The sequence below is a fragment of the Empedobacter sp. UBA5924 genome, assembly GCF_002431085.1.
Taxonomy (GTDB): Bacteria; Bacteroidota; Bacteroidia; order Flavobacteriales; family Weeksellaceae; genus Empedobacter; species Empedobacter falsenii_B.
Map to the genome: position 1 here is coordinate 1 of NZ_DJDM01000055.1, position 18,756 is coordinate 18,756.

The window sequence follows — 18,756 nt, forward strand, 5'->3', positions numbered from 1 at the left end:
CTAATTTTGGGGAAGCTTACAAAATAACTACATATAATTAAATCACAATTATTACCTTCTTTATCAAAAACTATATTTATTCTATTACAATTTTTTTCAATATTAATTGGTAAATTACATTCAGTTTTAATTCTTTCAAAATATGCTTCCCACAATTTGCTGTTTTGAGGAATTGGAAATAAAACAAAAGCAATAATTCCATATTTTGTATTCAATTTCTTTGTGTCGGAAATTATTGAAGCAATATTTTTCGTAATTGGTCTTCCACATTTTTTTACACCATTAATATTCCAATTTGTATTTGGAGTTTTTAATTCAATGAAGTATGTTGAATAGTCACCATTCATAAATGTTAAATCGTATCTATCTCTACTATTTTCATATTTAGATTCAACTATAACATCTCTTAAGTTTAATTGATTTAATTTCTTAGCTAACTCAAATTTTAACCAACCCTCAAATTTATTTCTATTTTTAACAGCAATACTTATAATGTCAATATTATCTAGTAAAATTTCTGTTATTGATTTTTTTATTAAATCATCAATATTTTCATAAGTTTTAGAATTTTGTTCTATTTTAGAAGTAAATTTCATTTTTATAGTTTATATAGAAGTTTTGCCTAATCTTGTTTTCACGAAGTAAAATATAGCTTCATTAAATATCCCCTATATCTTCATTTCGTAATATTATTCCAAACATACAACAACCATTTAACAATAAATTACGGTTTCACGTAAAAACAAATAACCTCCTTAAAATCACTTTTAAAGAGGTTATTTATTATTCTAAAGGTTATGTTATGGTTAATAATATTATACAAAGTTTTTAATTATATTTACGAAAAATACTAATATAGAATGATGGATTGGGGCGAAATTTCCGAAATATTTGCAGATATACATAAAAGAGCATTAGATAAGAGTTTAGAAAATGAATCCGAAGCACAAACCAGATTCGATATAATTGATCGAATAATTAGAGAAGTACTACAATGGCAACACGGTCAAATTAGTGTTGAACCTCATACAACAGGAGTTAGAGATGGTTATATAGATTATCTATTGACAGCAGGTGATTTTAAAATTATTATTGAAGCAAAAAAATATGGAGTTTCATTTCCTTCACCAACAAAACGTAAAAGGCTTAAAGTTACTGGAACTATTTTAAAAGCTACTGAAATAAAGAATGCTATTAATCAAGCTGAAGACTATGCAAAAAATAAAAAAGCAGATGTTGTCATTGTAACTAATGGAAATTGTTGGTGTTATTTTACTACAAATTATTCAGATAGAGAAAAATTATATGCAAATATTTTGTTTCCTTTTGATGATTTAAATGATGCAGAAGAATTATTTAATGTATTTGAAGTTCATAACGTTGAAAATGGCAGTTTATCAAATATTACAGGAGAAGAGGATTATATTCTTAATAATAGATTAATAAATGTACTTGATAATTCTGATTACAGGTTAGGAAGAAACAGTATTGCTGATCATATAATGGTTGGAATAGATAAAGCAATTATGTCAGAAGCTTTATTGTCTGATGAAGATATATTAAAAGAATGTTATGTAGAAAGCGATAATCGAACAAAATTCGATAAAACATTACAAATTCACTTAACTCAGTATAAACCTGAAATTATTGAGCCTGCTAAAAAGATAAAAAGAGACTCTAAGAAAGATGTTATTAATGATTTATTAAGTATATCTAAGCCTAATATTACTTCTCCAGTGACTTTAATAATAGGTTCTGTAGGTTCTGGTAAATCGACATATCTCAAACATTTTGAATTAATAAAATCTAAAGAAATATTAAATGATCAAAAAGCACAATGGGTATATATTGACTATGAAAAAATGGGAATTAGCGGTAATCCACGTGAATTTTTATATAAATCATTAAATGAATATTTATTACAGGATCATGATGATAATCCAACAGATTTCGAATCAGTTATTTTACCTGCTTACCAATCAGAAATTGAAGCATTAAAAAGAGGCCCGTATGCCTTATTGAGTAAAAATAAAGAAAAATTTGAAGAAAAAATCATAGAATTAATTGATAAAGACTTTAAAAATGTTGAACCTTACGTTGAGAAGGTTTATAATTATATTGCATCACAACAATTATGTATAATTGTAATTGACAATGTTGATCTCTATGAAGATGATACTTTAGAAACAAATGTATTTTCGGAAGCAATTTCAATTTCAAAAACTTTTAAATGTTTAGTTTTTATATCTTTAAGAGATTCTACATATATTAAACACAAAAATAGTTCCATATTTAATGCTCATGAATTAAAAAAGTTTTGGATTAATCCTCCTTCTTTTAAAGATGTTTTATCAAAACGACTAAATTATGCAGCCAGAAAATTAAAAGATCAAACTGCAACTGTCGAACTTCAAACAGGAGCTATATTGAATATTTCTGACTTAGGATTGTTCTTTAAAATTGTACAAAGAAGTGTATTAAATGAAATAAATTCAAAATTATTGGAATATTTAAGTGATCGTAATACACGAAAAGGTATAACATTAATTCAAAATTTTTTAATATCTGGACATATCCAAGCTGACAAAGCTATTAGAGATTATGTTGAAGGTGAAGCTAGTTTTTCATTTCCATTTCATGAAGTGTTTAAAGGAAGTGTTTTAGGACCATGGAAGTATTATAAGGAAGAACGGTCTGAAGCTTTAAATATATTTGATTCAAAGTTAGGTTCTCAAAAGCAACAGCTAATTATCTTATACTTATTAAAATATCTTCAATTAAATGCCAGAATAGATAATGCTGAAATAGATTTTCAAGAAATAGTAAAATTTGTATCAAATTTTGGTGCGAGTGAAGATGTATGTAAATTAATAATAGATAAGCTAACTGATTTTAATTTAATTCATACAAATGAAAAACATTTAAAAAATCCTAAATATTTTATAACATTATGTGGAGGATATTATATATCAAATTTAAGTAAACTATTTGTTTATATTGAAACTGTATTATTTGATACAAATATATTTGATACTGATATCTTCGATGAAATATGTGAAATTACATACCTGATTGAAGATAGTAAAAGTTGGATTGATAAAATGCATTTGAGAAAAAGTAGGATTGAATTGTTTTGTACTTACTTAAAAAATATGGAAGTTGAGCTATCTACTGAAATAGAATTAAATGAATACTTAATTATTGATGAAATTTCAAAAATAGTCATTGATGAAATTAATTCAGCAATAGAAAAAATGGAATATCGTGCAAAATTTATTGTGAGGTCTTAACAAACAGGAAAGCACATTACAAACCAATGATTCTTTGCAAAAAGAATTATTGAAAATGAAAAAAGAAATTGACTTGCTTCAAGAAAAAATAGAAATTGCAAGGCTGTTGACAGAAATTGAATAATTATTTACACTACGAAATTTAGATATAAATAAAATACTCTGGAGTTAGACAAACCTAAAATTAACTCCAGAGTACCATTACTAACATTAAACTTGCCTACAAGCTAACCCTACTAATTTAGTATATTGTTTTTAAATAAAACGTTTTTAATTACTTAATGTTTTGTGTTTTTTCAAATTCATCTAACTTTTTAAGTAATTCTGATTCTTCCAAATTAAATAATTTAGGATTATGTTCACCAGTTCTAGCAATAACCATTATTAGTTGACCAAGCCTATAATCTGGGGTTTCGATCCATATTTTTTCGATTCTTTCAAGTAAAGGTTTTATTCGTTTGGGATCTCTCATAAAATTATGATTTAGTATTGATGTTTACGAAAAGTAAAAATTCTAGAAGTCATTATGGTATTATAATTATTTCTTAGGCTTTATATAAATAGCCTTTCTACCAGTTGTTTCTTCTGAACTGACCAACTCATCGTTTTTTAAGTTCCTCATAACACCAGCGATAGCAACAGAAGTAATATCTTTCGGTACTAATTTTAACCGAACTAACTCCTCTTTTATTTCAGCAACAGTTTTACCTTTATTAAGAAAGTTTGTATTTACTATTTGTTCCCTAATTTTTGATGTCAATTTTAAAGATTCTATTCTATCTTTAGGTAATTCATTGAGAGGTTTAAGAGGAATTTTAAAGTCTAATAATGTTTCTAATGGGTACTGAACTGCTTTTGCATATTCAATATATAAATCAATATCTTTTGCAATTCCTTTTTCAACTTTTAAAACTGAACTTTTTGAAATTTCAGTCATAAGAATAATATCATCAATTGATAAAAAAAGTTTCAAACGATGAGATCTTAACTTACCTCCTATTTGCTCTCTATATTTAGAACCACTACTATTCATTAATGTCTATAGGTTTTTAATTAGAAAATAATTTGCATTTAATTAAAAAAGTATTATATTTGTAATAGCGAATTGATAATTAGTCTATAAAGACAAATTACTTACGATGGGTTCTCGGCTCAAAACGACCAATTTTACCTCGAGACTATCGTGGAATCGCTCCATGTCTAAAAAGTTTTGTACTTTCGTATATGGCATGGGCGGTTTTCACGTATGCTTTAGAGGTAACTTTTAAACTTTCGAGTTTTTAAGATGGGTTTGGTCGCCCTTGAGTCTAAAGTGTGAAGCCGCCTTGCTTTTTTTTGCAAGTATTTCTTCATACACGAGAAACATCGTTCCATAAAACCCAACACAAAATGAGAACGAAACAATTTCCATTCATCCGTAAAAAACCGCCAGACAAAGTCTGTTAGTTTTTCCTTTTCTTTTAAAGAACAAACCTCCGTATAGCATTTTTAAAACACGGATCGTAAAGCAAAGGGCTATCCTTTCTTTACACGCTCTCTATCAGAGCCTCGGTAAGGAGACTTTGAAAGCATTCGTTTTATCTTTTTTATTCGCACACTAAATGTAAAGCGTTTCATGTCATTTTCCAAATTTATTGGGCTCTGCTACCTATTATTTAGATGTGAGATGTGAGATTTTAGTATTGAGAGAATTCAATTATGTACAGATTAGATTTCTTGAAATGACAGAATATTAGAAAATAAAGTGTTAAAAAGTGTTAAATTTCTGTATCGGTGTATATCGAAAATGACACTTTTCTGTATCGGTTATGTATCCGCGCTATATCCATTCTGTATCCATTGTATATGTGTTCCGTATGGTTTGTTCGTGGTTCGTGTATCGGAAGGGATTGTTAGGATGTACTATGTACTATGTATTAAGTAAAAAGTACAGATTAGATGTTAGATTTTAGATTCGAGATTCGAGACGCGAAATTCGAAATTCGAGGTGCGGGATTTGAGAATTTATATGACAATGAATTTGAATATTGAAAAAGGATGAAAAACCGGCATTAAAACTCTCACGTTAAGAAAATGGTTGAGTGCAACGTTAAAAAGGTTTTAGCCCGTAGGGTTTGTAAAATCTTTAGAGGAGTGAAAACATTTTTAGTAGAGAGGTTTACAGCCAAGCGTTTTTTGTTTCGTTTTTTGCGCTCAAAAAATGAAAATAAAGAACAAATTTGAAATAAAAAACCAAAACCCCTTTCCCAAAAACAAAGTTGGCGCGATGTACTGGAAAAGGAGTGGCTTTTAAAACTAATGTTGAATTAAAAAACTTATGTAAAATTATGAAAGAGTAAACAGATTCACACTCTATCCCCCGAAGACAACACAATAAGAAAGTAAATGATCTTCATAAAATGATTAGTGTTAATTTTTTCATTTATTAATGTATTTTTTAAAACCTGTCGGAGGGGGATATTTTAGGAGGAATATAGGATTAACAGGTGCGAATGCGCGCGCGCGTGATAATAGAGATGAAATTCTAAATGGAATTTGCGATAATAAGAAGTTCTCTATTTATTGCTTTTTGCTTGATCAAAAAGTAATCAAAAAATCAAGTCTGTGCTTACAAGTCGGTCAATAACGGCTACTCGCTAAATGCTTTAGAACATTCGCATATGAAATGCGAACATAAATCATTTTTAACGCTCTTTACGCCGAATTGACACTCGACTTTTCAGCAATGACGATTTATAAATTCATTGTAAAAAAAGGATTTTGAATATTGAAAAAGGAGTTAAAAATCCGACGATTTAGAATCGAAATGTTTTAATCATAGTAAATAAATCGATATTTTTCAGTTTACTGAACTATACAATTTCTAAAATAAAAAAAACTATGTTTCTATTGTGGTTAGAAAATTAGAGGATTCGGTTCGACACTTCGACACTTCGTAAACTCAGTAACAAGTTTCAATACTCACATCAAATACCGTCACTTCGAGTGATTTTCGAAATGTAATGTAGAAAATTATATCAAGAAGTTAAACGTTTTAAAACAATTTTCATCTTATTCTTCAACATAATAAATGTGACAGCAAGAAAGAAAAAAACGTAAAAAGTTAAGCGTAAAACATAATAAATTAATTCCCTATAAATTTCAAATAAAAAATCTTGATTTTTCACCTATTCAAAACCCATTAAGTGTTAGTTGTACGATTTTTGATTCATTATTGAATAATAACATTCTAAAAATGAATACCATGAAAAATAACACGACACAAAACATCGCACGATATACCTTAGGAGCTTTTTTGATTGGAGCAGGAATTGCTCACTTAACTATAGCTAGAAAAGAATTCAAGACACAAGTACCAAATTGGGTTCCTTTACCCAAAGATGACACAGTTGTGTATTCGGGAATTGCAGAAATAGCCTTGGGTAGTACGATTGTTTTAGCTCCAGATAGTAAAAAAGAAATAGTTGGAAAAATAGCAGCTTGTTTTTTTGGGGCTGTTTTTCCTGGAAACTGGGCTCAATATAAAAACAAAAGAGATGGTTTTGGATTGGATACAGATCAAAAAAGATTAGCACGATTATTCATGCAACCTTTACTAATTATATGGGCTTTGAAATCGACTAAAAATACTAAATAACTTGTTTGAAGTAACCAACTTACGACAATTGAATTATATTAAACAAATTTGAATGAAAGAGGATGACTTTTAATAAAGATCTAAATAGAAGATTAAAATAATTACGTAAATAAATAACTGTATGATAATAATTTATAGTATTTTTATCTCAAATAATACTATAAAATTAATATTTGAACAGCGATGAATAAACTATTTATTGTAGCGATTGCAGCTACTTTGATTGTTTCTTGTAACAACAAAACAGAAGAAAAGAAAACGGATAATGTTATAGTAGATACTAATCAAAAACAAGAAAATACGATTGCTGATAATGGATTTGACATCAGCAAAATTCCATTTTCAACAGCTGATATTGGAGATTTTCCTTTCATAAATCTTCCGCAAGGTTTAAAAGAAATGAACAAACCTTTGGTAAAACAATTTGACATATGTTTTTTTCCTATTAACGGTGTTATGACACCTTTTGAAGGAAAGTTGTATAAAACTTTTGTTTCACCTAAACAAGGAGAAGAATTTTCGCAACATTTCTTTGAAAAAAGTATGGCTGATTATTTACAATCTATCGGGGCTGTTAAAGTGTTTGATGGTGAAATAACCAAAGAAGAATATGAGCGTTACAATAAACAAGATCCGAATAAAGGAGGCGAAGGTGATATGGGATACGCTGGACAAAATATGAAGTTTTGGGTATTACGTACAAAAGATAAAGGAAATGTATATATACAATACCTTTCTAACAATGCTGGTGCTTCGCTTAATGTACTACAAGAAACAGACTTTAAGCAAACTATCACCAAAGTAACAGCAGACGAAATTGCTGAGGATTTGACTAAGAATGGAAAATCTATTTTATATATTAATTTTGATGTTGATCAAGCAAAAATCACGCAAGAAGGTGATGAGATTGTGACTGAAATTGCAAATGCCTTAAAGAAAGATAACACATTAAAAATATCAATTGAAGGGCATACTGATAATTCTGGCGACGCTAAGCATAACAAAAAACTATCTAATGATCGTGCAAATGCTGTAATGCAAAAACTAATTGCTTTAGGTATTGATAAAACACGTTTATCTGCTATAGGATACGGAGCTGAAAAACCATTGGTAGCAAATGATACAGAAGAAAATAAAGCTAAAAATAGACGTGTAGAGTTGGTTAAAGTAAAGTAAAATCTATATATGTTTTAATTTTATTAAACATGAAAAATATTGATACTAATCCGTAGTACATTATTAAAAAAAGTTGCTCCAAACATTATAGAAACTAAAGAACTAGATTCTATACCAAAGAATGTTTAATGCTGATGGTTCTTTAAAATCATTTGATCAAAATTAATACAAATTCATATCTACCAAAAAAAACCTTGAATTATTCAAGGTTTTTTTTATGTTTATACAATTAGTAAAACTGTTTCTTTTAATTTTTCGGCTTGTTTTGAATAGATAAAAATCTCAAAATCTGTTAGCGCTTTTTCTTCAAAATTTTGTTTCATTTGTTGATACGAAACTGCTTTTGGACTTTCTTTCAAGTATTGAACAAAATCAACCAACCATTCACCAATCGCTTTGTCCACAACAATTTCAAGATAATCTTGTTTGGTATGAAACTGTAAAACAGCATTCTCAAAAGTCTTCCCTTTTTTGGTTTTCGTAACAAATTCTATTTGAGGCTTCCCTCCTAACCAAACTACTTTTTGCGTTGGTTTATGCGTTATGAAAGTTTCATTATTCAAAACTGTTTCGATATAATTTGGTTGAATTGACGTTCTCGGAACTTTAAAATCAAACCATTCATTCAGCGATAATTCAAAACCAACACCATGCATGTAATTAAACAATGATTTCTTTAATCCATACGAAAATTGATCGTGAATTAAGCCTGATTTCTCTTCGTGAATCATATCATTATTTGCAAAAGTTCCTAATTCGGTGCTATGATTAATCACTTGATATTTCTCTGGATTCAACCCAACTGGACTATGTGCTGTCATCGCAAATTGATGCCAAAATCCTGATTGAAGAATTCCTAATTCAAACATTTGACGCACCATTTCCAAACTATCAATGGTTTCTTGCTTCGTCTGTGTCGGAAAACCATACATCAAATACGCATGTACCATAATTCCAGCTTCAGTAAAATTACGATTCACAATTGCAACTTGTTCCACGGTCACACCTTTATCAATTAGTTTTAACAATCGATCCGAAGCTACTTCCAAACCACCAGAAACCGCAATACAGCCCGAAGCTTTTAGTAATCGACACAAATCGTAAGTAAAACTTTTCTCGAATCTGATATTTGTCCACCACGTTACGGTCAATTTTCTTCGAAGAATTTCTAACGCAACTTCTCGCATTAATGCTGGTGGAGCAGCTTCATCAACAAAATGGAAACCTGTATTTTGAGTAGTTTCAATCAACTCTTCCATTCTGTCCACAATTTGTTTTGCCGCAATTGGTTCATAAATCTTAATATAATCTAACGAAATATCACAAAACGTACATTTTCCCCAATAACATCCATGTGCCATCGTCAGCTTGTTCCAACGTCCATCACTCCACAAACGATGCATTGGATTAACCACTTCGATGACAGAAATATATTGATCTAATTTGATGTCCGTATAATCTGGCGTTCCAACTTCGCTAAATTTATAATCACGAATAGTTTGATTGTTAATATAAGAAACTTGTTGATTTTGAAGTGCAAAAGTTCTTTTTAAATCAGAAATTTCAACTTCTTGATTGATATATTTTAACAATTGTTCAGTTGGCGCTTCACCGTCATCTAATGTAATAAAATCGAAAAACTCAAATACTCGTGGATCGCTTAAAGAACGTAATTCCGTATTTGGAAAACCTCCGCCCATGTCCACCACAATTTCAGGATAATTTGCTTTTATATATTGCGCACAACGGAAAGCCGAATATAGATTCCCTGGAAAAGGAACCGAAAAACCAATCATTTTTGGATTCGTTTTCTGAATTAATTTCTCTAACTCCGAAAGTGTAATTTTATCAATATAAGTTGGGGCTTTCTGTAATTCTTGATACAATTCATCAAAAGAATTTGCCGATCTTCCTAAACGTTCAGCATAACGAGAAAAACCAAAATTTTCATCAACAGCTTCAATGATTAAATCCGATAAATCTTCTAAATATAGCGTTGCCAAATGCTTCGCTTTATCTTGAAAAGACATCGAACCAAAAGCCCATTCCAAATCTTCAACTTCTGCAAAACGAGAAGCTTCTGGTAAATATCCATCTTGAATAATTGAATCAGCTAAGGTCGAATTTTTTCCTTGTAAAAATCGGATAACAGGATCAATAGTTGCGATATATTCGTCGCTTAACATCACCATTCTTTTACTATTATCACCTAATTCAATCTCTTGATTTTGAATAAATTCAAATAAATCAATTAAACCTTTTCTTGAAAATAATTGTAAGATAACATCTAAACCTAAATCAGCTTGAAAAGTTGAATATGAAAGTGTGTTTAGAAATCCTTTTAAATAAACTGTTCCAGGATATGGTGTATTTAATTGCGTAAAAGGTGGTGTGATTAATAAAAGATCCGTTTTCAATCGTTGAAATTTGTTGCAAAAATACGGATTGAAAAAAAATAATTTTAGATTTTTATCAATTATTTTTCAGTTTTATCAGTGCTTCTAAACGGCATCGTTTCAATTTTAAAACTTTCCTCAATCACAGCTTTTTCGAGATTAAGAATTCCTTTCAACGATTCATAATCTACTTTATCTGCATCGTCAGTTGGTTTGTGATAATCGTCGTGACCGCCTGTATGGAAAAATAAAACTGGAATATCTTTCTCATAAAACGAAGTTTGATCCGAACCGCCTCTACCTTCATAACCTGTATAAAATTTAACAAAATCAGTCGGATTAATTTCATTAAAAATTGTTTCGAAAGTTGGAGAAGTTCCATAACCTATAATTGAAACGCCAGATTCTTTGTTCAAACGACCAATCATATCCATGTTTAACATCCAATGCACTTTCGATAAATCATACGTTGGATGTTTCACAAAATAACGTGACCCTACCAAACCTAATTCCTCTGCACCAAAAGCAATGAATAGAAAATTAACAGGTTCTGTCACTTTATTTTTACTGTAAAATCTTGCCAATTCTAACAAACCAGCAACGCCAGAAGCGTTATCATCAGCACCATTGTGAATCATTCCATAACTATCTTTCGCCAAAGAACTTCCTTGCTTTCCTTCTCCCAAATGGTCGTAATGTGCACCAATCACAATCGTTTTCTCCGCTTTATTATCTAAAAAAGCAATCACATTTTTTGCAGAACGAATACTGTCAACAACTTTTACTTTTTTTACCTTCGCCTCAAATCCTTGAAAATATCCATCTTCTCCTAAAGGTTGAAGTTTATATTTTTTGAATTCTTTTGCAATATATTTTGCAGCTTTCAAATTTTCTTCACTTCCAGTTCCTCTTCCTTTCATTTTGTCATCAGCCAAAAAATAAACGTGTTTTTTAAGATTTTTGACTTCAATTTCTTGCGCAAAAGACTTGGCTCCTACAACCAAAGATAAGATGATAACTATTTTTTTCATATTCAATTTCGACTAACTATGTGTCTAACAAAAATAGAAAAATAATCAAGAATATATCTTGCGCGTTTTGAATTAAAATTCGTCAATTCGAGTGATTTTTAGGAATGGAATGAATAAGAATTGTATCGAGAATAGAATTTTATCAACTAAAACCTTTTTAAAATTTATATTCAAAATTTTACTTATTATCACTGAAAATCAGGGTGAATAATTCAATAATTGTTAAATTTCAAAAACTTTTTTAAAAATTGATGCAACATTCAAAAACTTGCTGCGTCTATACAATAGAAACAACAATGAAACCTTGAAAATTTTGGAGAAAGAAAATTTTTCAATAAATGATAAACAACTATTAGATTGGTGCGAATCTGGTGTAGAGGCTGGCTATACTCAGCTCTATCATCGCTATTCGAAATCAGTTTACAATTCTGTTTATCGTTTGGTCACAGAAGTTTCTGATGCGGAAGATTTGACACAAGAAATTTTTATTTCACTTTTCTCTGATATTCAAAAGTTGAAAAACATCGAAAATTTAGGTGCTTGGTTCAGTAGAGTTGCGATTAATAAATCAATTTCACATTTACGAAAAAACAAAGTTTATTTTTCTGATGTTGCTGGAGCAAATATTATTGATGACAGCGAAGAAAGCATGGAAGAAAAACAAATGTTGGATGGTAAAATTGAAGAATTGCAACAAGCAATTGAAGAATTACCAACGGATACAAGAACAATTGTGAATCTATTTCTGTTCGAAGACATGCCGCAAGAAGACATTGCTCAACTTTTGGGATTGAGCCACAACACGGTGAGAAGTAAATATCATCGTGCAAAAAAGAAAATTTACGAAACCTTACAACAAACCGTTTGCAATGAATGATTCTTTAAAAAAACATATCGAAAAAAACAGAGAAGCCTTTGAAAACAAAGAACCTTCTGCAGAATTATGGAAAAGAATTCAGGCTGAGATTCCTAAACAGGAAGAAAAAACTTTGGTAATTGAACAGCCTAAGAAATGGAGAATTCAAAATTGGAGTATTGCTGCTTCTGCGCTTGTTTTATTGAGTGTTGGTGGATATTTTTTATTAAAAAATGATCAAGTAAATTCACCAAAAACAATTGAAATTGTAAAAGAAAAGCAGGTTAAAAAAGTAGAAGAAATTCAACCAGAAATTGTTCATCCAACTGAAATTAAAACTGAACAAAATGAAAAAGAAATTCAGTTTGTAAGAATTACGAAAGAGAAAAAAGTTGAAAAAGTTGTTCAAGCAAAAGAAGAATTAATTGGTATAGATGAAAACCTTAAAAATGAAATTTTAAGTTCATTAAACGATCAAGAATCAACAAGTAATCGTATTAATGCAATTGCAAAAATAGCTGATTTACCAAGTATTGATCACAATTTAAAAAAGAGTTTATACAACTTAGCTTTAAATGACAACAATACAATTGTGCGACTAAATGCACTCGAAGCACTTGCTTCAAAATTACCTAAATCGGACGTTTCAAAAGAGTTAACAGACATTTTTATGAAGCAAGATGATCCGATGGTACAAATGGAATTAATAGGAATGATAGCGCATATCAATAACGATCAAATCGATTTGAAATTAACAAATAAATTACAAGAAATGGTTTTGGATCCTACAACAAAACCGTTTGTGAAAGACGAAGCGTACGCGGTTCTTTTTAGAAAATAATAATTAACAAAAAATCAAAAAATGATAAGAAAAATATTTTTGGTAGCTGCATCTTTTATGATGATGTCTACGTACACTTTTGCGCAAAACGAATCGAAAAGTGCGAATGAAGATAATTCGAAAACGTACAAATTAGCTGTAAGTAAAGGAAAACTGAACCTTGATCTTGGACGAGTTACAGTCGAAGGTTACAATGGAAACGAAATTGTTTTTTCTACTAAAACAAGATCGCGAGATAATGACGAAAGAGCAAAAGGATTGCGCTCAATCAACTCATTAGGACTTGAAGACAACACTGAATTAGGAATAAATGTTGTAGAAAAAAATGGTGTAATCGAAGTAAAACAACTTCAACAAATGACACCTCCAAACATCAAAATATTGGTTCCGAAAGGTGTAACAATTTCATTTAATCATCAATCTCAATTTGGAAGTACCATTACGTTCAAAAATATTGAAAATGAAGTTGAAGCAACTGCAAGCTACAACAATATTGTATTAGAGAATGTAACGGGTCCTGCAACAATCAACACGATTTATGGTTCTATCGATGCTAAATTTAGTCAAAATGTAAAAGGTCCTTTGTCGCTTGTGTCGATCTATGGTCACGTGGATGCTTCGATTCCGAAATCTTCTAAAGCAAATGTAAAATTAACAACTTCGTTTGGTGATATTTTGATTGCACCCGAATTATCATTAAAATTAGAAGCGAACAATAGTTCGTCTGACATGATAAAAATTAACAATCAAGCAACAGGAACGTTAAATGGTGGTGGAACAAGTTTCCTTTTCAGATCAGATTACAGTAAAATATATTTGAGAGCGTTATGAGAACAGTAATTTTATCTTTAGCAATGGGCTTATTGGCAAATTTATCAATCGCTCAAACAAAAATTCAGAAGAGTTTTTCAGTTGAAAAAGGGCAAGAATTAACATTAAAATTTGATTATCCACAAATCATTAAAATCACCACTTGGAAACAAAACGAAGTGAGTATTTCTGGAAATGTAAATATCAATAATGGTAAAAATGACTCGAATTTTAACTTAACTGAAAGCAAAAACGGTCAAGGAAAAACCATCGAAGGTAGAGTTGTTAACCTAAAAGATATTCCGCATCAAGTGACAGCGACTTTTGGGAGTGAGAAAAAACAATTTCAAACCAAAGAGGATTACCAGAAATATGTTGATGCAAATGACATTAAATCTTCTTCGGTTTCTACAGGCGTACAAATGGATATTGTATTGGAAATCAAAGTTCCTGAACATATGAAAACGGCTATCGAATCGACTTATGGAACAATTGAAGTTATCAATTTTGATGCGCCGATTATTGCACAATCAACTTACGGAAGTGTGGATGCAACAATGAATGCAAAACAAATTGGAGAAATAAAAGTGGAAACTTTTTTTGGGAAGATGTACACGAATTTAGATTTTGCAATAAAGACTATAAAGTCAGATAATTTTCATTCAGTAATTGCAGCAAACGTAGGTAAACAGCCATTGCAAGAATTTTCTTCTAAATATGGAAATGTCTATTTGAGAAAATAAATAGTAGATAAATTATAACATTTTTTGAAAGCACAATTGAGGATTCTCAGTTGTGTTTTTCTTTTAGAAAAGATTATTTTTGATAAAAATTAAGCAATGAATCATTTATTTAAAGTTGCGCTAAATTGGATGAAGAAAGATAATATTTCTTCTTCTTTAAGCAGAATTTATACAAAAAGTCATCACATTTCGATTGAAGGAAAACCTGATTTAGAGGTTTCTGCTGCGAAAGCTTTCAAAGGTGATCCAAATTTATACAATCCCGAAGATTTACTTTTGAGTAGTTTGACTTCTTGTCACATGATGTCGTATTTATATTGTTGTATGCAATATAAAATTGAAGTAATTTCTTACCAAGATCATTCAGAAGCTACACTGCAAGTCAATCCTGATGGAAGCGGAAAGATTGTAAAAGTAGATTTATTCCCTGAAATCATTATTTCTGATTCATCACAAATTGAGTTGGCGCTTTCGCTACACAAAAAGGCAAATGAATTGTGTTTTATTGCGAATTCATGCAATTTTCCTGTATATCATCACGCAAAATGTAGCGCAAAATAAAACCGAGCTAAACTCGGTTTTAATAATTTATTTTATTTCTGTTATAATTTCTCTTTTAAGAATTGAGCTGTGTAGGACTCTTTTACTTTGACAATTTCTTCTGGTGTACCTTCGGCAACCAAATAACCGCCTTTCTTCCCTCCTTCTGGACCAAGATCTATCACCCAATCGGCAACTTTGATAATATCCATATTATGTTCGATTACAAAAACCGAATGTCCCAAATCAATCAAAGCACGTAATGCTTTAATCAACTTCTGAATATCATGGAAATGCAGACCTGTAGAAGGCTCATCAAAAATAAACAAGGTTTTATTTGTCGTTTCTCCTTTCGTCAAGAAAAAAGCCAGCTTCACACGTTGTGCCTCTCCACCAGAAAGCGTATTCGACGATTGCCCAAGTTTTACATAACCCAAACCAACATCTTGTAATGGTTTCAGCTTTTCGACAATTTTATTTTGTTGATGCGTTGCAAAAAAGTCAATTGCTTCATCAATTGTTAGATTTAAAATATCTGAAATCGATTTTCCTTCGAATTTAACTTCTAAGATTTCTTTCTTGAAACGTTCGCCATGGCAATCTTCACAAACCAGCTCTACATCAGCCATAAACTGCATTTCGATGGTAATTGTCCCTTCTCCTTTACATGCATCACAACGTCCGCCATCTACATTAAACGAAAAATGTTTTGGTTGAAATCCCATCACTTTACTCGCTTTCTGATTGGCAAATAAATTTCGGATATCATCGTAAGCTTTTACATACGTCACAGGATTAGAACGCGAAGATTTCCCGATTGGATTTTGATCGATTAACTCAATTCCTTCCAATTGTTTCAGATCTCCAACTAACTCATCAAAATCACCGATTTTATTTCCAAAAATCTCGAAATGACGCTGAACAGCTGGTGCTAAAATATCTTTCATTAAGGTAGATTTCCCTGAACCCGAAACACCTGTAATAACGGTTAATTCGTTCAGAGGAAATTTAACATCAATATTTTTTAGATTATTTTCTCTTGCTCCAATAATTTTCAAATAATTAGGAGATTTTAGACGTTTTTTAGGAACTTCAATTTCTAATTTTCCGTTCAAATATTTAGATGTTAATGTATCACCTTTTAATAATTCATCATAGGTTCCTTCAAAAACTACTTCACCTCCATTTGTTCCTGCTTCTGGACCAATATCGATGATATAATCAGCAGCTTTCATGATATCTTCATCATGCTCTACCACAATCACTGTATTGCCTAAATCGCGTAAACGATGTAAAATTGTAATAAATTTAGCTGTATCACGCGAATGTAAACCAATCGAAGGTTCATCTAACACATACATCGAACCAACCAAACTACTTCCCAAAGAAGTTGCTAAATTGATACGTTGTGATTCTCCTCCAGACAACGTATTCGAAGCACGATTTAGCGTTAAATATTCTAAACCAACATCTAACAAAAACGTTAAACGCGACTTAATCTCATATATAATTCGACCCGCAATTTGCTGATCATATTCGTTAAATGTAATACTTGTAAAGAAATCATTCAACTCATTCAAAGGTAAATCAACCAAATCATTAATCGATTTATCCGCAATTTTCACGTAATTCGTTTCCTTACGCAAACGCTTTCCTTTACAAGTTGGACAAGTTGTTTTACCACGATAACGAGACAACATTACACGATATTGAATTTTGTATGTATTCTCCTCAACCATTTTGAAAAAGCCGTCCAATCCTTCCCAGTCGTTATCTCCGTGCCACAAATAGTCTTTTTGCTCTTCGGATAATTCAAAATAAGGTTTATGAATTGGAAAATCTACTTTTTGAGAAAGTTTGATAAAATGATTTTTCCACTCGCCCATTTTCTCGCCTTTCCAAGCTACAACCGCATCTTCGTAGATTGACAACGATTTATTTGGAACGACAAGATTTTCCTCAACTCCAATTACTTTCCCGTAACCTTCGCAAGTTGGACAAGCTCCATAAGGATTATTGAAACTAAAGAAATGAATAGTTGGTTCATTAAAAATCAAACCATCTGATTCAAATTTATTTGAGAAATATTTTACCGTATTATCTTCTACATTTACAATCGCTATTTCTCCTTTTCCTTCGAAAAAAGCCGTCTCGATAGAATCTGCCAAACGATGATAAAAAGATTCTTCGTCCTCTGTTGGCAAAGCGATACGATCAATGACAAGATGAATATCATTTTCGGGTTGAGGTTCAAAATTAAATGAAATTAAATCTTCAATTTTCACTTGATTTCCATCGACACTCAAACGTGTAAACCCTTGCTGTTGAAGAATATTCAAATGTTCTGCAAACGAACGCTCTTCTGGCACAACCAATTTTATTTGAAGAATAAATTTAGTTTCAGCCACAAAAGTTTTTAGATAATCAATCGCATCCGTTACCGAATCTTTTTGAACTAATTCTCCTGTAATCGGTGAATATGTTTTTCCAATTCGTGCGTACAACAACTTTAGATAATCATAGACTTCTGTCGTTGTTCCAACTGTAGAACGCGGATTTGTAGAATTTACTTTTTGCTGAATCGCTATTGCTGGCGCTATTCCTTTGATATAATCAACTTGAGGCTTATCCAATTTTCCTAAAAACTGACGTGCATAAGACGATAAACTTTCGACATAACGACGCTGACCTTCCGCATACAACGTATCAAAAGCCAAAGTAGATTTCCCAGAACCAGACATCCCAGTAATCACGACTAATTTATTTTTTGGAATCGCTAAATCAATGTTTTTTAAGTTGTGCAATTTTGCACCTTTAATCAGAATAAATTCTTTCGGATCAAGTTGATTGATATCTTTTTTCATCTTGGCACAAAGTTAAGTTATTTTAGAAAGTTAAACTTAATCGAAACAAAAATTAGTCATAAAATATAACGTATAAAAAAGAACAGATTTAGTTAAAATATAAAAGCGCATCAACATGTTGACGCGCTTTTTTCAATAAAAAAATAAAAATTTATTCCTGAAATAATAAATAATTTTCTTCGTTTAACTCTTGATATCCAACATCGTACACATAAAAAATTGTGCCATTTTTTGATTCATCTACATTTGTAATGTACTTAAAATCAAAGTTTCTCAAACTCAATTCGTTTTTATTTACCGAACGAGCTCCTTCTTCTAATAAAGTTTTTAAGATACGATTATTTTTTCTTAATCTGTTGTTAATATTTCGTACAATTTCTACTTTATCACGATTAAGATTATTATTATAAGAATTTCGACAAAAATCGTTACAAAACTTTTTGTCTTTTCGACCAAATAAAGTTTGGTTACATTGAAGACACGTATTCATAAGATAGATTTTAGGTTATTTAAATACAAATATAAAAAAAAGTTAATCAATTTACAAATACTTAACATTATACCCTTTTCTA

At 30.5% G+C, this 18,756-nt stretch carries 15 protein-coding genes; 8 read left to right on the forward strand and 7 right to left on the reverse strand.

Annotation, left to right across the window (positions count from 1 at the left end; genetic code table 11):
- Nucleotides 1–596 (reverse strand): hypothetical protein (locus tag B3792_RS13585; protein WP_291069905.1); only part of this gene is annotated, 596 nt, incomplete at its 3' end.
- A gap of 267 nt (nucleotides 597–863) precedes the next feature.
- Between B3792_RS13585 and B3792_RS13590 the strand changes: the two genes are divergently transcribed.
- Nucleotides 864–3,290 (forward strand): hypothetical protein, encoded by a 2,427-nt coding sequence (locus B3792_RS13590; protein WP_291069907.1) that lies wholly within the window; start codon nucleotides 864–866, stop codon nucleotides 3,288–3,290.
- A 274-nt stretch (nucleotides 3,291–3,564) separates the two neighbouring features.
- On the opposite strand, the gene B3792_RS13595 is transcribed toward B3792_RS13590, so the two are convergent.
- Nucleotides 3,565–3,762 (reverse strand): hypothetical protein, encoded by a 198-nt coding sequence (locus tag B3792_RS13595; RefSeq protein ID WP_291069908.1) that lies wholly within the window; start codon nucleotides 3,760–3,762, stop codon nucleotides 3,565–3,567.
- Between the two features lie 66 nt (nucleotides 3,763–3,828).
- Nucleotides 3,829–4,323 (reverse strand): hypothetical protein, encoded by a 495-nt coding sequence (locus B3792_RS13600; RefSeq protein WP_291069910.1) that lies wholly within the window; start codon nucleotides 4,321–4,323, stop codon nucleotides 3,829–3,831.
- Nucleotides 4,324–6,534: 2,211 nt separating this feature from the next.
- Here B3792_RS13600 and B3792_RS13605 point away from each other — a divergent pair.
- Both B3792_RS13605 and B3792_RS13610 read left to right on the forward strand, forming a co-directional pair.
- Nucleotides 6,535–6,927: a DoxX family protein gene (locus tag B3792_RS13605; RefSeq protein ID WP_280050222.1), complete on the forward strand. Its 393-nt coding sequence runs from the start codon at nucleotides 6,535–6,537 to the stop codon at nucleotides 6,925–6,927.
- Nucleotides 6,928–7,110: 183 nt separating this feature from the next.
- Nucleotides 7,111–8,103, forward strand: coding sequence for an OmpA family protein (locus B3792_RS13610; protein ID WP_291069913.1), 993 nt, complete (start codon nucleotides 7,111–7,113; stop codon nucleotides 8,101–8,103).
- A gap of 221 nt (nucleotides 8,104–8,324) precedes the next feature.
- Here B3792_RS13610 and B3792_RS13615 read toward each other — a convergent pair whose 3' ends face one another.
- Together B3792_RS13615 and B3792_RS13620 are read right to left on the reverse strand one after the other, a co-directional pair.
- Nucleotides 8,325–10,520, reverse strand: coding sequence for a B12-binding domain-containing radical SAM protein (locus B3792_RS13615; protein ID WP_291069915.1), 2,196 nt, complete (start codon nucleotides 10,518–10,520; stop codon nucleotides 8,325–8,327).
- Between the two features lie 59 nt (nucleotides 10,521–10,579).
- The gene (locus B3792_RS13620; RefSeq protein ID WP_291067470.1) at nucleotides 10,580–11,530 is read right to left on the reverse strand and encodes a M20/M25/M40 family metallo-hydrolase; all 951 of its coding nucleotides are present in this window, start codon (nucleotides 11,528–11,530) and stop codon (nucleotides 10,580–10,582) included.
- A gap of 313 nt (nucleotides 11,531–11,843) precedes the next feature.
- On the opposite strand from B3792_RS13620, the gene B3792_RS13625 reads away from it, so the two are divergent.
- The 5 genes from B3792_RS13625 (at nucleotide 11,844) to B3792_RS13645 (ending at nucleotide 15,341) form a co-directional block, all read left to right on the forward strand.
- The gene (locus B3792_RS13625; protein ID WP_221855759.1) at nucleotides 11,844–12,407 is read left to right on the forward strand and encodes an RNA polymerase sigma factor; all 564 of its coding nucleotides are present in this window, start codon (nucleotides 11,844–11,846) and stop codon (nucleotides 12,405–12,407) included.
- The gene (locus B3792_RS13630) at nucleotides 12,400–13,227 is read left to right on the forward strand and encodes a hypothetical protein (RefSeq protein WP_291069917.1); all 828 of its coding nucleotides are present in this window, start codon (nucleotides 12,400–12,402) and stop codon (nucleotides 13,225–13,227) included. The genes B3792_RS13625 and B3792_RS13630 overlap by 8 nt, the downstream gene beginning before the upstream one ends.
- Nucleotides 13,228–13,248: 21 nt before the next feature.
- A complete protein-coding gene (locus B3792_RS13635; RefSeq protein ID WP_115000345.1) occupies nucleotides 13,249–14,058 on the forward strand; it encodes a DUF4097 family beta strand repeat-containing protein in 810 nt (269 codons plus the stop codon).
- Nucleotides 14,055–14,780, forward strand: coding sequence for a hypothetical protein (locus B3792_RS13640; RefSeq protein WP_115000346.1), 726 nt, complete (start codon nucleotides 14,055–14,057; stop codon nucleotides 14,778–14,780). Before B3792_RS13635 ends, B3792_RS13640 begins: the two co-directional genes overlap by 4 nt.
- A 96-nt stretch (nucleotides 14,781–14,876) precedes the next feature.
- Nucleotides 14,877–15,341, forward strand: a complete 465-nt coding sequence (locus B3792_RS13645; protein ID WP_038330636.1) for an OsmC family protein — start codon at nucleotides 14,877–14,879, stop codon at nucleotides 15,339–15,341.
- Nucleotides 15,342–15,382: 41 nt separating this feature from the next.
- Here B3792_RS13645 and uvrA read toward each other — a convergent pair whose 3' ends face one another.
- A complete protein-coding gene (gene uvrA / locus B3792_RS13650; protein ID WP_125350351.1) occupies nucleotides 15,383–18,184 on the reverse strand; it encodes an excinuclease ABC subunit UvrA in 2,802 nt (933 codons plus the stop codon).
- Nucleotides 18,185–18,335: 151 nt separating this feature from the next.
- Nucleotides 18,336–18,674 carry a hypothetical protein gene (locus tag B3792_RS13655; protein ID WP_038331633.1) on the reverse strand — a complete coding sequence of 113 codons (339 nt, stop codon included), beginning with the start codon at nucleotides 18,672–18,674 and terminating at the stop codon, nucleotides 18,336–18,338.
- Between the last annotated feature and the right edge of the window lie 82 nt (nucleotides 18,675–18,756).